Origin of the sequence: Neoaquamicrobium microcysteis (genome assembly GCF_008180155.1) — a bacterium.
Lineage (GTDB): Bacteria > Pseudomonadota > Alphaproteobacteria > Rhizobiales > Rhizobiaceae > Aerobium > Aerobium microcysteis.
The window spans coordinates 23,370-35,814 of sequence record NZ_VSZS01000056.1 but is presented as its reverse complement, the minus strand read 5'-3'; the positions used below and the strand labels follow the sequence as shown (position 1 = coordinate 35,814).

General features: G+C 64.5%; 14 protein-coding genes. 3 read left to right on the top strand and 11 right to left on the bottom strand.

Features of this window, described 5'->3' with window-relative positions:
- Positions 1-23 precede the first annotated feature (23 nt).
- The 5 genes from FY036_RS04940 to FY036_RS04925 all read right to left on the bottom strand — a co-directional run bounded on the left by FY036_RS04940 (position 24) and on the right by FY036_RS04925 (position 3,538).
- Positions 24-1,040: an endonuclease/exonuclease/phosphatase family protein gene (locus tag FY036_RS04940; RefSeq protein WP_235897528.1), complete on the bottom strand. Its 1,017-nt coding sequence runs from the start codon at positions 1,038-1,040 to the stop codon at positions 24-26.
- A gap of 55 nt (positions 1,041-1,095) precedes the next feature.
- The gene (locus tag FY036_RS04935) at positions 1,096-2,598 is read right to left on the bottom strand and encodes an AMP nucleosidase (RefSeq protein WP_148913602.1); all 1,503 of its coding nucleotides are present in this window, start codon (positions 2,596-2,598) and stop codon (positions 1,096-1,098) included.
- 83 nt (positions 2,599-2,681) lie between these two features.
- The gene (locus FY036_RS04930; RefSeq protein WP_161601097.1) at positions 2,682-2,870 is read right to left on the bottom strand and encodes a hypothetical protein; all 189 of its coding nucleotides are present in this window, start codon (positions 2,868-2,870) and stop codon (positions 2,682-2,684) included.
- 13 nt (positions 2,871-2,883) lie between these two features.
- Positions 2,884-3,042, bottom strand: a complete 159-nt coding sequence (locus FY036_RS23735; RefSeq protein WP_161601096.1) for a hypothetical protein — start codon at positions 3,040-3,042, stop codon at positions 2,884-2,886.
- A 154-nt stretch (positions 3,043-3,196) separates the two neighbouring features.
- Positions 3,197-3,538, bottom strand: coding sequence for a DUF2147 domain-containing protein (locus tag FY036_RS04925; protein WP_148913600.1), 342 nt, complete (start codon positions 3,536-3,538; stop codon positions 3,197-3,199).
- A gap of 444 nt (positions 3,539-3,982) precedes the next feature.
- Between FY036_RS04925 and FY036_RS04920 the strand changes: the two genes are divergently transcribed.
- Positions 3,983-4,240: an SEL1-like repeat protein gene (locus FY036_RS04920; protein ID WP_148913599.1), complete on the top strand. Its 258-nt coding sequence runs from the start codon at positions 3,983-3,985 to the stop codon at positions 4,238-4,240.
- A 188-nt stretch (positions 4,241-4,428) separates the two neighbouring features.
- Here the strand turns inward: FY036_RS04920 and FY036_RS04915 are convergent, their stop codons facing one another.
- Complete coding sequence (locus FY036_RS04915; protein ID WP_148913598.1) at positions 4,429-6,378, bottom strand: acetyl/propionyl/methylcrotonyl-CoA carboxylase subunit alpha; 1,950 nt, start codon at positions 6,376-6,378, stop codon at positions 4,429-4,431.
- 189 nt (positions 6,379-6,567) lie between these two features.
- Between FY036_RS04915 and FY036_RS04910 the strand changes: the two genes are divergently transcribed.
- Positions 6,568-7,491, top strand: coding sequence for a transglutaminase-like domain-containing protein (locus FY036_RS04910; RefSeq protein ID WP_148913597.1), 924 nt, complete (start codon positions 6,568-6,570; stop codon positions 7,489-7,491).
- A gap of 72 nt (positions 7,492-7,563) precedes the next feature.
- On the top strand, positions 7,564-8,163 hold the full coding sequence (locus FY036_RS04905) for a DUF922 domain-containing Zn-dependent protease (RefSeq protein ID WP_148913596.1): 600 nt from the start codon (positions 7,564-7,566) through the stop codon (positions 8,161-8,163).
- 28 nt (positions 8,164-8,191) lie between these two features.
- On the opposite strand, the gene FY036_RS04900 is transcribed toward FY036_RS04905, so the two are convergent.
- The 5 genes from FY036_RS04900 to FY036_RS04880 all read right to left on the bottom strand — a co-directional run bounded on the left by FY036_RS04900 (position 8,192) and on the right by FY036_RS04880 (position 12,370).
- Positions 8,192-9,799 (bottom strand): carboxyl transferase domain-containing protein, encoded by a 1,608-nt coding sequence (locus FY036_RS04900; RefSeq protein ID WP_148913595.1) that lies wholly within the window; start codon positions 9,797-9,799, stop codon positions 8,192-8,194.
- Between the two features lie 10 nt (positions 9,800-9,809).
- Positions 9,810-10,187, bottom strand: a complete 378-nt coding sequence (locus tag FY036_RS04895) for a type II toxin-antitoxin system VapC family toxin (RefSeq protein WP_148913594.1) — start codon at positions 10,185-10,187, stop codon at positions 9,810-9,812.
- Positions 10,184-10,519 (bottom strand): AbrB/MazE/SpoVT family DNA-binding domain-containing protein, encoded by a 336-nt coding sequence (locus FY036_RS04890; RefSeq protein ID WP_148913593.1) that lies wholly within the window; start codon positions 10,517-10,519, stop codon positions 10,184-10,186. Before FY036_RS04890 ends, FY036_RS04895 begins: the two co-directional genes overlap by 4 nt.
- Positions 10,520-10,598: 79 nt before the next feature.
- Positions 10,599-11,759: an isovaleryl-CoA dehydrogenase gene (locus FY036_RS04885; RefSeq protein ID WP_148913592.1), complete on the bottom strand. Its 1,161-nt coding sequence runs from the start codon at positions 11,757-11,759 to the stop codon at positions 10,599-10,601.
- 11 nt (positions 11,760-11,770) lie between these two features.
- Positions 11,771-12,370, bottom strand: coding sequence for a TetR/AcrR family transcriptional regulator (locus FY036_RS04880; RefSeq protein WP_148913591.1), 600 nt, complete (start codon positions 12,368-12,370; stop codon positions 11,771-11,773).
- Between the last annotated feature and the right edge of the window lie 75 nt (positions 12,371-12,445).

Genomic DNA, 12,445 nt, shown 5'->3' with positions numbered 1-12,445 from the left:
AGATCGGCAATCGGCATTCGGACCTACTGCCGATCTGCCGACTGCCGAATTTGCGCCTGCAGCACCGTCGCGCGCTGCTGCTGCGGCAGCAGCATGAATTCGAGCAGCAGCGGCAGATGGTCGGAGCCGACGGCGTCGAGCCGTCGGACGCCTGTCGGTATCACGCCGCCCTTGACCATCAGGTGGTCGATGGGCAGGCCAGCCGACGTGCGCAGCCACGCGGGGAAGCGGCGGTCGAGATAGGTGGGCCCGATGCCGCGCAGCATCTCCGTGCCGCTTGCGCGCTCGACGCGGCGCGCGGTCTGGCTCCACGGCACGGCGTTTAGGTCTCCGGCCACGATGGCGGTGTCGCCGACCTGAGCCAGCAGCGGCTCCATGCGGGGAAGCTGCCACGGCTGCGCGAACGGCCACGGCCAGCCCAGATGCAGTGCCGCTACTTCAAGGGTATTGCCGTTGATGTCGAGGATCGCATGAGCAAGCGAACCTCGATCACCGCACTCGGGCGTGAAGCCGTGCGCGAAGGGGCGGCGCGACAGGATCGCCGAACCGCCGATGAAGGCCGGCGGCGGACAGATGATCTGGTGGGGATAGGCGGCCTTCAGCGCCGCCAGCTTGTCGATCCAGTAGGCCGAGACCTCGTTCAAGGTAACGATGTCGGGCTTCTCGCGCCCGATCATCGAGAACACCGCCTGCGGCGTCGGATTGTCGTAGCGCAGGTTGAGCTGGATCAGCCTGTAGGTGCCGCCATGGATCGCCCCGCGCTCGAACGCGTGGCCGGTCATCGGTAAGCCGACGGTCTGCACGATGGACATGGTGCCGACAAGCAGGGCGCAGACCGTCTCTGGCCAGTAGCGCAGCAGCGCCAGCAGCGGCACGCCGCAGACGAGCAGGCCGGCCGCCAGATGAATGCGCAGATGCGAGAAGGAATCGAAGGCCGGATGTATCCAGCCCAGATAGCCGAACGCCAGCGCTCCAACGATGCCAAGCAACGTCGCCAGCGCCAGAAGCCGCAGCAGCAGTGATCCCCTCAGCCGATCCATCGTTTCTCAGGTGGTTGACGATTTTGGCGCGATCAAGACCGCGCCAGGGGGAAAGCTAAAGGAAGGCGGTTTCCGAGAAGCTGCGCAGCTTGCGGGAATGCAGCCTTTCCGACGGCATCTCGGCCAGCTTCTCCATCGCACGAATGCCGATGGTGAGGTGCTGGGCCACCTGCCGCTTGTAGAATTCGGTCGCCATGCCCGGCAGCTTCAGTTCGCCGTGCAGCGGCTTGTCGGAGACGCACAGCAGCGTGCCGTAGGGCACGCGGAAGCGGAAGCCGTTGGCCGCGATGGTTGCGGATTCCATGTCGAGCGCGATGGCGCGCGACTGGGACAGGCGCTGCACCGGCCCGCGCTGGTCGCGCAGCTCCCAGTTGCGGTTGTCGATGGTTGCGACCGTACCCGTGCGCATGATGCGCTTGAGGTCGTAACCCGAAAGGCCGGTCACCTCCGCCACAGCTTCCTGCAGCGCCACCTGTATCTCGGCAAGCGCGGGGATGGGCACCCAGACCGGCAGGTCGTCGTCCAGCACGTGATCCTCGCGCACATAGGCATGCGCCAGAACGTAGTCGCCCAGGGCCTGCGTGTTGCGCAGCCCGGCGCAGTGCCCCAGCATCAGCCATGCATGGGGGCGAAGCACGGCGATATGGTCGGTGATCGTCTTTGCGTTGGACGGGCCGACGCCGATATTGACCATGGTAATGCCGGCATGGCCGGGCTTGGTCAGGTGATAGGCGGGCATCTGCGGCATGCGGGTCAGCGTCGCGCCGTCGTGCGGCATGGTCTCGCCGGCCGAGGTGGTGACGTTGCCCGGCTCGATGAAGGCCTCGTAGCCGCCGCCGCCCTTGGCCATCAGGTCGCGGGCCAGAACGCAGAACTCGTCGATGTAGAACTGGTAGTTCGTGAACAGCACGAAATTCTGGAAGTGGTTGGGGCTGGTCGCCGTGTAGTGCGACAGGCGGTGCAGCGAATAGTCGATGCGCTGGGCCGTGAAAGGCGCAAGCGGAGACGGGTCGCCCGGCAGCGGCTCGTATGTGCCGTTGGCGATGTGATCGTCGGTGGCGTTGAGGTCCGGCACGTCGAACAGGTCGCGCAGCGGCCGCTGGATGCGGTCGGCAAAGGCGGAATCGACATGCGTGCCCTCGAGGAAGGCGAAATGCAGCGGGATCGGCGTTTCGGACTCGCCCACCGTCACCGGCACGCCGTGGTTGCGCATCAAAAGCTTGAGTTGTTCGAGGAGATAGCTCTCGAACAGGTCGGGCCGTGTGATGGTAGTGGAATAGTGCCCCGGCGCGGGCATATGGCCGTAGGCCAGGCGCGTGTCGATCTGGGCGTAGGAGGCGGTCGAGACGCCGACCTCGGGATAGAAGGCGCGGTAGCGCCGGTGCTGGTCGACGCCTGTCGCGAGTTCCTCGAAAGAGGTGCGCAGGAAGGCCGTGTTGCGTTCGTAGAGAGCCTTGAGCGCTTCAACGGCTTCGGTCGCGTCGGTGAAGCTCTGACGGGTGTATGGCTCCGGGGTGGAGACCGATTCGATAGGTTCCGGGTAGATTCGCTTTTCCATGACCTATTATAGAGACTTGCCCCTCACGTTTCGAGGGGCTGCCTGCAATTTCGGTTTGAAGCTGTTTCGCCGGGCAGACGTGGTCAGACGCGCTGCAGGCTGGTGAGCAGGACGAAGCCGATGCCTTTCTTGGGCGTATCCCCGCCTTCGATGATCGTGCTCGAGCCCGCCTGCACCGTCTGGATCGCGACCAGCGGCGAGAACAGGACGACCACGAGCAGCGCGACGCGGATCAGCGTGCCGAAAAGATCTATCGTTGCGCCGTGGTTCATCATCATGGGCTCCTTAGCGCCGGGCCGGAAGGCCGCAGCCATTTGCGTCGCAGCTGAGGAAGCCGGTGCCGCGCACATGGTTGGCGCGGCTGTCCTCGGCGACCAGCACCGAGAGCATCATTCCGAAGACCGAAACCAGCAGGCAAACGATGGTGAAGCGGCGGGCGAGCATTCGGGCGGTTCCTCGTTTATGGCGAGAACATGCCCGACTGCGGCTGAACCATGTCTGAGATGTGCGTTCATCCGGCGTTCAGCTACCTTGACGGCGCGTTAACGCGGGATGGAAGGCGGCTGCGCAGGCGCGCAGCCGCGAGATCATGGACTTGCTACTGGCGCTGCCAGTTCTGCGTCCGGCAGAAGATGGCGGCGACGCAGCCCTGCATGGCCAGACGGTTGCCGTTGAGCGTGGCGTTGCCGGAATAGGTCTTGTCGTTGGCCGGATCGGTGATCGTGCCCTTGTACTTGCCGGCGCCGTTGGGCTGCATCTGCCCGATGCGCTTGCCGTTGTGGTCGCCGCTGCGCAGCGTGATCGTGAACGCGCCTCCGGCAGAGGCGATCTGCGCAATCGCGCCGCTGTCGGTCTTCCAGTTGCCAAGGATCGGATCTGCCGAAGCCGCGCCGGCAAGCATGACGGTGGCCGCAAAAGCCAGGGTGAGTGTGCGAAGCATGTTTCCTCCCATGCGGCCACGCCAAAACGGCAAGCGCCGCTCGTTTCTTACGCAAACGTAAACGTAATCCACTTTCGAGCGGCTTGGAAGGGCCGCTCGAGGTGGAGCGATGAAGATTTTTGCTGGCGGGGAAACGTGTTTTCGGCGCGCCGAAAAATGCATCGGGCGCATAATCCTGACGCGCAAGGCTGTGGCGTGGTTAGCAAAGGCTTTCGCCTACCTCGCGCAATTTTCATCGCATTTTCGGCAAACCCCGCAGAACGCCGCGCTTCCTATCCTTAACGAATTACGAGGTTTACCTCTTGTTTTAATTTTGTTTTCTTCAAATTAAGCACGCCATTTAACGACGGATTCAAGCCTGCCCGGCATTCTCCAAACCATCGGATCACACAACGAGACCCGCACAAAACAAGGGTTCTCGGGAGATAGACAGGGGACTTGAAAATGGCTCGTTTCGATATGCTTGAAGCCGGGATCGGCTCCACCGCACAGGCGGAAATCCTGTTTGAACTGGGACTGATGTACGCCACCGGCCGCGACTGCGACATCGACCTCGTCGCCGCTCACAAGTGGTTCAACATCGCAGCGATCAAGGGCTCGGACCGCGCCGCGGAACTGCGCGCCGAACTGTCGGCCTCGATGTCCAAGCAGGACATTGCGAAGGCACTGCGCGAAGCCCGCGAGTGGATGACGGTTCACTAAGAAACCGCGTCAAAGGAATACGCAGGGCAAGGCACCGAGGGGAAATCAACGACGAGCAGGCCGCAATGACGGCCGGCCGCAAAAACAGGGATGGCAGGCTTGGGCGTGGGGCGCGCCGGGGGCTTGACTAGGGCGCATGGCCGCGACCGACGGAAACAGTCGGCGCGGCCTTCGTCGTTGGAGGTGCGTCAGGCCTGTTCGGCTTCCTCGAAGCGTACCAGCACGGTGCCGTCAGTGACCTGTGCGCCCTCCGTCGCGATCTCGGCAATGATGCCGTCATGCGGCGCTGCGATGGTGTGCTCCATCTTCATGGCTTCCAGCACCAGCAGGGGCTGTCCCTTCTGGACGGCATCGCCGGCCGCCGCGCGAACCACCTTGACGAGGCCGGGCATGGGCGCGCGCAGCGCATCGCCGCCTGCAGTTGCGGCCTCCGCCTCGGCGAAGGGGTCGGCAACCGCGAAGGTGTGGCTCGCGGCGCCGGCAAACACCGTCACATGGCCCGGCCAGCGGGCGGCGGGATGGCGGCCGCCCGAGGCTGGCAGGGTTGTCGTATGGTCTGCGACGGTCACCGTGGCGTTTCCGTTGGCTGCGACCGACAGGCGCGCGAGGATCGGCTGCCCGTCATGGGCGAGGCGAACCTGCTTTTCTGGCGCATGGAAGTGCGCGTAGCCTGCCAGCGCGGTCCATGGATCGTCGGCGGTCGTGTCGACGGCGGGCTCGGCTGCGGCCAGCGCTGCCGCCGCGATATCGCGCGGCGAAGGCGAGGGCAGGGCGACCAGCGCCTCCTGCCGACGCGCGATGAGCCCCGTATCGACGTCGCCGGCCGCGAAGGCAGGATCGGCGGCAAGTGCGGCCAGAAAGGCGGTGTTGACCACGGAGCCGGCGATTTCCGTCCGTTCCAGCGCATGGATCAGCGCGTCCAGCGCCGTTGCGCGGTCGTGGCCGTGAACGACCAGCTTGGCGATCATCGGATCGTAGAAGGGCGAGATGGCGTCGCCCTGCCGCACGCCGGTTTCGACGCGCAGGGCTTCGCCCTCTGCCGGGAACCGCAGATGATGCAGCGTGCCGATGGCGGGCAGGAAACCCTTCGCCGCATCCTCGGCGTAGAGCCGCGCCTCGAAGGCGTGGCCGTCGAGAGAAATCTCGGGCTGCAGTTTCGGCAGCCGCTCACCTGCCGCGACGCGCAACTGCCATTCGACGAGGTCGATGCCAGTCACCATCTCGGTCACGGGATGCTCGACCTGCAGCCGCGTGTTCATCTCCATGAACCAGAAGCGGTCGGGGCGAAGCCCTTGCGAAGCGTCGACGATGAACTCGATCGTCCCGGCGCCCGCATAGTCGATCGCCTGCGCGGCCTTAACCGCAGCTTCGGTCATCGCAGCACGCATTTCCGCCGTCATGCCGGGGGCGGGGGCCTCCTCGATCACCTTCTGGTGGCGGCGCTGGGCCGAACAGTCGCGCTCGAACAGGTGGACGACGTTGCCGTGGCTGTCGCCGAACACCTGAACCTCGATGTGGCGCGGCTTCTCGACGTACTTCTCCACCAGCACCCGGTCGTCGCCGAAGGCGGCCTTGGCTTCACGCTTTGCCGCCGCCAGCGCCTCGGGAAAATCGTCGGGGTGATCGACCTTGCGCATGCCCTTGCCGCCGCCGCCCGCCCGCGCCTTGATGAGCACCGGATAGCCGATCTCGCGGGACTTGGATGCCAGGATGACGATCTCCTGCCCTTCGCCGTGATAGCCGGGCACGACCGGAACGCCGGCCTTTTCCATCAGCCGCTTTGCGGCGTCCTTGAGGCCCATGGCGCGGATGGAGGCCGCCGAAGGCCCTATGAACACCAACCCCGCCGCTTCCACCGCATCCACGAAACCGGGGTTCTCGGAAAGAAAGCCGTAGCCGGGATGGATCGCCTGCGCGCCCGTAGCCCTGGCGGCGGCGATGATCTTGTCCGCAACCAGATAGCTCTCTCCGACGGGTGAGGGCCCGATATGGACGGCCTCGTCGGCCATTTCGACATGCAGCGCGCGGGCGTCGGCGTCGGAATAGACCGCGACGGTGGCGACACCCATCCGCCGCGCCGTGCGGATGACGCGACAGGCGATCTCGCCGCGATTGGCTATCAGGATTTTCTGGAACATTTCTGCCGCTCCCTATGCAAATGCCGGCAAGGACGTGGGTTTGTACGTGGTCTTGCCGTGCATTGTGCGGTGCACTACGTCTTTTATTAATTGGTTGAGATCATTGGACTTTTCTTCACGCGAGGGTGGAACAAACCGCCCCGCCCGGAATTTTGCGAACAGACTGCGCGTTTTGAAGGGATGTTCGCCGTGCTTATTCGTGTCGGGTACAAGATAGCCATCGAAGTCGATCGGACAACGCCGCTCTACACGCTGATGGGCGTGCATCCCGAACGACATGGCGACATACGCTGGTCGCGCCCGCCTTTGGCCGAGGCGCGTCCGGACGCGCGCACCTTCGTCGATTGCTTCGGCAACGCATGCGAGCGGCTGGTGGCCAAGCCGGGCATCAGCGTGCTTCGCTACGACGCCGTCGTGGAAGACCCCGGGCTGCCCGACGACTATGAGCCCGACGCCGAGCAGATCGATGCCGACAAGCTGCCCGACGAATGCCTCGTCTACCTGCTGGGCAGCCGCTACTGCGAGACGGATCGTCTCGCGCCGCTGGCGTGGAAGCTTTTCGGCGACACGCCGCCGGGATGGCAGCGGGTGCAGGCGATCTGCGATTACGTGCACTCGCGCCTGACGTTTTCCTACGGCTTTGCGCGCGCCACCCGCACGGCCGTCGAGGCGCACGAGGAGCGGGTGGGAGTGTGCCGCGACTTCACCCATCTGGCGGTCGCATTCTGCCGCGCGATGAACATTCCGGCCCGCTACGTCAACGGCTACATGGGCGATATCGGCGTCGAGCCCGATCCCGCGCCGATGGACTTCAACGCGTGGTTCGAGGCCTATCTGGGTGGACGCTGGTACACGTTCGATGCCCGCCACAACCAGCGCCGGATCGGCCGCATCGTGGTGGCGCGCGGTCGCGACGCGACAGACGTGCCGCTTCTCCACACCTTCGGCTCTCACAGGCTGCACAGGTTCGAGGTCTGGACGGAAGAGTTCAAGGGCGCGCTGCCCGTGGACGTGCCGCGCGCGCGCCGGCGCGAAGGCAGCACGCGCTACGGACCGCCGGGACGTTCGCCGCGAGACTTCGGCCTTCCCGAGATGACCACCAATCTGCTCTGAGCGACGGCCTGCGGGTTGCGCGGTCCCGAAACCCCCTCTAGCTTCCGCGGCTGAAACGAGCCGGGAAGCTTCATGAGCAGCGGAATCCGAACAAGTATCGTTTGCGCGATGGTTGCGCTGGCGCCAGGCACGGCCTCCGCCAACTGGCAGCCGGTCGAAAAGGTCGTGCATTACAACGTGTCCGGCAGTTCCGGTATCGAGCTCTATCGCTCGATCGGCGAGAACGGCCCGCAGGTCGGCGTCGGCCGAGCCATCGCCTACACCGATTTCGACCTGCTCTGGTCGCGAGACTATCGCCCGCAGCCGGACGGCTCGTGCACGCTCGTTTCCGCGCGGCCCAGCCTGACCATCACCTATCGCCTTCCTCGCGCGTCCGGCGACATGCCGGCGGGCACGCGCCGGCTGTGGGAGACGTTCGTCGAAGGCGTGACCGCGCATGAGAAAATCCACGGCGATTTCATCGTCGATCTGGTGAAGGCCATCGAAGCCACGTCGGTCGGCCTCAGCGCGCCCAACGATCCCCAATGCCAGAAGGTGCGCGCCGAGCTTCAAAGCCGGCTCGGGCCGCTGTCTCAGGAGCAGCGCCGGCGCAGCCAGGAGTTCGACCGCGTCGAGCTGCGCGACGGCGGAAACGTCCACCGTCTGGTGCTCGATCTCGTCAATGGCGGTTGAAGGCAAGGCCGGCAAACCCCTGTTCATCCTACATCCTGAACACGCCGAACTTCGTGTCCTCCACCTCGGCGTTGAGTGCCGCAGACAGGCTTAGCGCCAGCACGTCGCGGGTCTTGGCCGGATCGATGATGCCGTCGTCCCACAGCCGCGCGGATGAGTAGAGCGGGTGGCCTTCGTGCTCGTATTTCATCAGGATCGGCTTACGGAATTTCGCCTCGTCCTCGGCGGACCACTCCTCGCCCCTGCGCTCGAAGCCCTCGCGCTTGACCATGGCCAGCACCGTGGCGGCCTGCTCGCCGCCCATGACGGAGATGCGGGCATTGGGCCACATCCACAGGAAACGCGGCGAATAGGCGCGTCCGCACATGCCGTAATTGCCGGCGCCGAACGAGCCGCCGATGATGACCGTAAGCTTGGGCACCTTGGCGGTGGCAACGGCCGTAACGAGCTTTGCGCCGTCCTTGGCGATGCCGCCGGCCTCGTATTTGCGGCCCACCATGAAACCGGTGATGTTCTGCAGGAAGATCAGCGGGATCTTGCGCTGGCAGCACAGCTCGATGAAGTGCGCGCCCTTGAGCGCGCTTTCCGAGAACAGCACGCCGTTGTTGCCGAGAATACCGACCGGCATGCCGTGCAGGTGTGCGAAGCCTGTGACTAGCGTGCTGCCGTAATTGGCCTTGAACTCGTCGAACTCCGAGCCGTCCACGATGCGGGCGATGACCTCGCGCACGTCGTAGGGCTGGCGCAGGTCGGTCGGCACCACGCCGTAGATTGCATCTGGCGCATAGAGCGGTTGAATCGGTTTCTTGAGAGCAAGCCCGATGCGCTTGTTCCGATTCAGGTTTTTCACGATCCGCCGCACGATGGCCAGCGCGTGGGCATCGTCGGTGGCATAGTGGTCGGCTACGCCGGATTCGCGCGTGTGCAGGTCGGCCCCACCCAGTTCCTCGGCCGTCACGTCCTCGCCGGTGGCGGCTTTCACCAGCGGCGGCCCGCCCAGAAAGATGGTTGCCTGCTTGCGCACCATGATCGTCTCGTCGGACATGGCAGGCACATAGGCGCCGCCCGCCGTGCACGAACCCATGACGCAGGCGATCTGCGGAATGCCTGCCGCCGACATGTTGGCCTGGTTGAAGAAGATGCGGCCGAAATGGTCGCGATCGGGAAACACCTCGTCCTGGTTGGGCAGGTTCGCCCCGCCGGAGTCCACCAGATAGATGCAGGGCAGGTTGTTCTGAAGCGCGATCTCCTGCGCGCGCAGATGCTTCTTCACGGTCAGCGGATAATAGGTGCCGCCTTTGACCGTCGCGTCGTTGACGACGATCATGCACTCCGTGCCTTCGATGCGCCCGACGCCGCAGATCATGCCGGCAGACGCGATGTCATCTCCATACATGCTCCAGGCAGCGAACTGTCCCACCTCCAGAAACGGCGCGCCGGTATCGAGAAGCTGGGCGAGACGCTCACGCGGCAGGAGCTTGCCGCGCGACAGGTGACGTTCGCGCGCCTCGGCGCTGCCGCCCAGCTCGACGGCGGCGGCCTTCTCGCCGATGTCGGCGACAAGCTCGCGCATCCGCTCGGCATTGGCGCGAAACGTGTCTGACGAAGGTGACAGTTGTGACTGGATGACAGGCAAGCTCTTTCTCCTATCGGATCACTTTTATCGTGCAGCCGAGGTCGAGGTCGGCCCATTTGCGGTCCGCCGTGACTGCCGTGCCGTTCTCGCGGATGGCCAGCGCCAGGCACGCCCTGTCGCCCAGCGACAGCCCTTTGTGCCGGGTGGCGGAGCGCAGAAAACCTGTCGCGATAGCAAGGGACTCATCGAAGGCGATTACCTCCAGCCTAAGATTTTCGTATCGGGCGCGGACCTCAGCTCCCGGCAATCCTCGATCGACTAGCTTGGTGATGATCTCTGCGGCGTTGATCGACGATATGACGCTGTCGTCGATCACGGCATGGACGTTGTCTGCGCCGCTCTCATTGAGCATGGCCGCCAGCACGGCGGAACTGTCCAGAACGATCATTCTTCGCCCCACATGGCGCGGCGCTCCGCGAGAAACTCATCGACGACGCTCTCGCCCGGCTTGCGGTACTTTGCCATTTCAGCCTGCACCTGTCGCAGGGCCATCCTGCGGGAGATCAGCCGCAACTCGCCATCCTTTACCTCAGCGATCAGCGTGTCGCCCGGCTTGACGCCCATTTCCTCCCGCATGGCGGCGGGGATGACGATCCGGCCGCCATTCCCGAGTTTCAGTTTCTCATAGCGGGGTGGTCTGCGCAGAAGCTGCTCGCGCAATTCCGCATCGTACGAAGTCTGTGACTGTTCCGCGAAGCCGCTTTTCTCGTCCGGGCTCATTGTGTGCATTCCCTTATGGCGAAAAGGAGAAAATATGCCACGTTCGGCAATTTATGGCAAATATCCAAAAGGCTGCCATTTATCCTTCCGCCATCATCTCCCGCCCGATCAGCCAGCGCCTGATCTCGCTGGTGCCAGCGCCGATCTCGTAGAGCTTGGCGTCGCGCAGCAGGCGGCCGGTTGGGTAATCGTTGATGTAGCCGTTGCCGCCAAGAAGCTGGATGGAGTCGAGCGCGATCTGGGTGGCCTTTTCAGCCGAATAGAGGATGCAGCCGGCGGCGTCCTTGCGGGTCGTCTCCTTGCGGTCGCAGGCGGTGGCCACCGCATAGACATAGGCGCGGCAGGCGTTCATCGTCGTGTACATGTCGGCAAGCTTGCCTTGCACGAGCTGGAACTCGCCGATGGCGTTGCCGAACTGCCGGCGCTCCTGCGCGTAGGGCACGGCGACATCGAGCGCGGCGGCCATGATGCCGAGCGGCCCGCCCGACAGCACCACGCGCTCATAGTCGAGACCCGACATCAGCACCTCGACGCCCTTGCCCTCCTGATGCAGCACGTTCTCGTAAGGCACCTCGACGTCTTCGAACACCAGTTCGCCGGTGTCGGAGCCGCGCATGCCCAGCTTGTCCAGCTTCTGCGCGACCGAAAAGCCCTTCATCCCGCGTTCGATGAGGAAGGCGGTGATGCCGCGCGAGCCCATGGTCGGTTCCGTCTTGGCGTAGACCACCAGCGTATCGGCCGTCGGGCCGTTGGTGATCCACATCTTCGAGCCGTTCAGCACGTAGCAGTCGTTCTTCTTGTCGGCCCGCAGCTTCATCGACACCACGTCCGATCCTGCGCCCGGCTCTGACATCGCCAGTGCGCCCACCGCCTCGCCAGCGCACAGCGCGGGAAGATATTTCGCCTTCTGCTCTGCCGTGCCCCAGCGGTTGATCTGATTCACGCAGAGGTTTGAGTGCGCGCCGTAGGACAGGCCGACCGAGGCGGATGCGCGCGAGATTTCCTCCATCGCGACGACGTGGGCGAGGTAGCCCATGCCGGTGCCGCCATATTCGGGATCGGCGGTCATGCCCAGGAGGCCGAGCGCGCCCATTTCGGACCAGAGGTGAGCCGGGAACTCGTTGGAACGGTCGATCTCGCCCGCTGCCGGCGCGATCCGGTCCTGCGCGAAGCGGCGCACGGTGTCGCGCAGCGCGTCGATGTCCTCGCCGAGCCCGAAATTCATCACGCGGTCGTACATGGGCTTTCTCCCTAATTCTCGCGTGCGCCCACGAGGCGCATCGTCATCTTGTGATAGGTATCCGTAACTTCGGCCACGGAAAGGCGCTCGTCGGGCCGAAACCAGACGATCACTCCCGTCACCATCTGGATGATGGCCATGGCGGTAAGCGTCACATCCTCTACGGTGAACGCGCCTTGCTCCGCGCCGTCGCGCAGGATTTGCCGCAATTCCTTCTCGTAGGATGCACGCAGACGCAGGATCGCCGTCAGCCTGTCGCGCGACAGCGAGCGCAGCTCCATGTTGTTGACGTGGGTAGAATGACGCCGCTCGACATGGAAGCGGATGTGGTTTCTGACGAAGGCAGCAAGCCGGGGCGCGGGCTCGGCGGTGGAAGGGCGTGCTTCCTGCCAGCTTGCCAGCAGGGCCTGCATGTGCGCCGTCATCAGATCGTAGAGCAAATCTTCCTTGGTGGGAAAATAGCGGTAGAGCGCGGCCGCCTGCACGCCGACCTCGGCGGCGAGCTGGCGCATCGACACGGCCTCGTAGCCGAAGCGGGCGATGAGGCTGATGGCGGCGTCGCGTATCGCGGCCTGCGTCTTTCCTCCATCCGATCCGGCCGTTCGCGCCATCGTTCTCTCCCGTTCCGACAAGAATAAAACGAACGTTCAATTAATTCAAGGTCGGTGTCGCGGGACTGTCCACAG

Bases quoted from the DNA above. Each gene is read 5' to 3' on its own strand.
- FY036_RS04940 (WP_235897528.1), bottom strand. From the start codon at position 1,040: ATGGATCGGCTGAGGGGATCACTGCTGCTGCGGCTTCTGGCGCTGGCG.
- FY036_RS04935 (WP_148913602.1), bottom strand. From the start codon at position 2,598: ATGGAAAAGCGAATCTACCCGGAACCTATCGAATCGGTCTCCACCCCG.
- FY036_RS04930 (WP_161601097.1), bottom strand. From the start codon at position 2,870: ATGAACCACGGCGCAACGATAGATCTTTTCGGCACGCTGATCCGCGTC.
- FY036_RS23735 (WP_161601096.1), bottom strand. From the start codon at position 3,042: ATGCTCGCCCGCCGCTTCACCATCGTTTGCCTGCTGGTTTCGGTCTTC.
- FY036_RS04925 (WP_148913600.1), bottom strand. From the start codon at position 3,538: ATGCTTCGCACACTCACCCTGGCTTTTGCGGCCACCGTCATGCTTGCC.
- FY036_RS04920 (WP_148913599.1), top strand. From the start codon at position 3,983: ATGGCTCGTTTCGATATGCTTGAAGCCGGGATCGGCTCCACCGCACAG.
- FY036_RS04915 (WP_148913598.1), bottom strand. From the start codon at position 6,378: ATGTTCCAGAAAATCCTGATAGCCAATCGCGGCGAGATCGCCTGTCGC.
- FY036_RS04905 (WP_148913596.1), top strand. From the start codon at position 7,564: ATGAGCAGCGGAATCCGAACAAGTATCGTTTGCGCGATGGTTGCGCTG.
- FY036_RS04895 (WP_148913594.1), bottom strand. From the start codon at position 10,187: ATGATCGTTCTGGACAGTTCCGCCGTGCTGGCGGCCATGCTCAATGAG.
- FY036_RS04890 (WP_148913593.1), bottom strand. From the start codon at position 10,519: ATGAGCCCGGACGAGAAAAGCGGCTTCGCGGAACAGTCACAGACTTCG.
- FY036_RS04885 (WP_148913592.1), bottom strand. From the start codon at position 11,759: ATGTACGACCGCGTGATGAATTTCGGGCTCGGCGAGGACATCGACGCG.
- FY036_RS04880 (WP_148913591.1), bottom strand. From the start codon at position 12,370: ATGGCGCGAACGGCCGGATCGGATGGAGGAAAGACGCAGGCCGCGATA.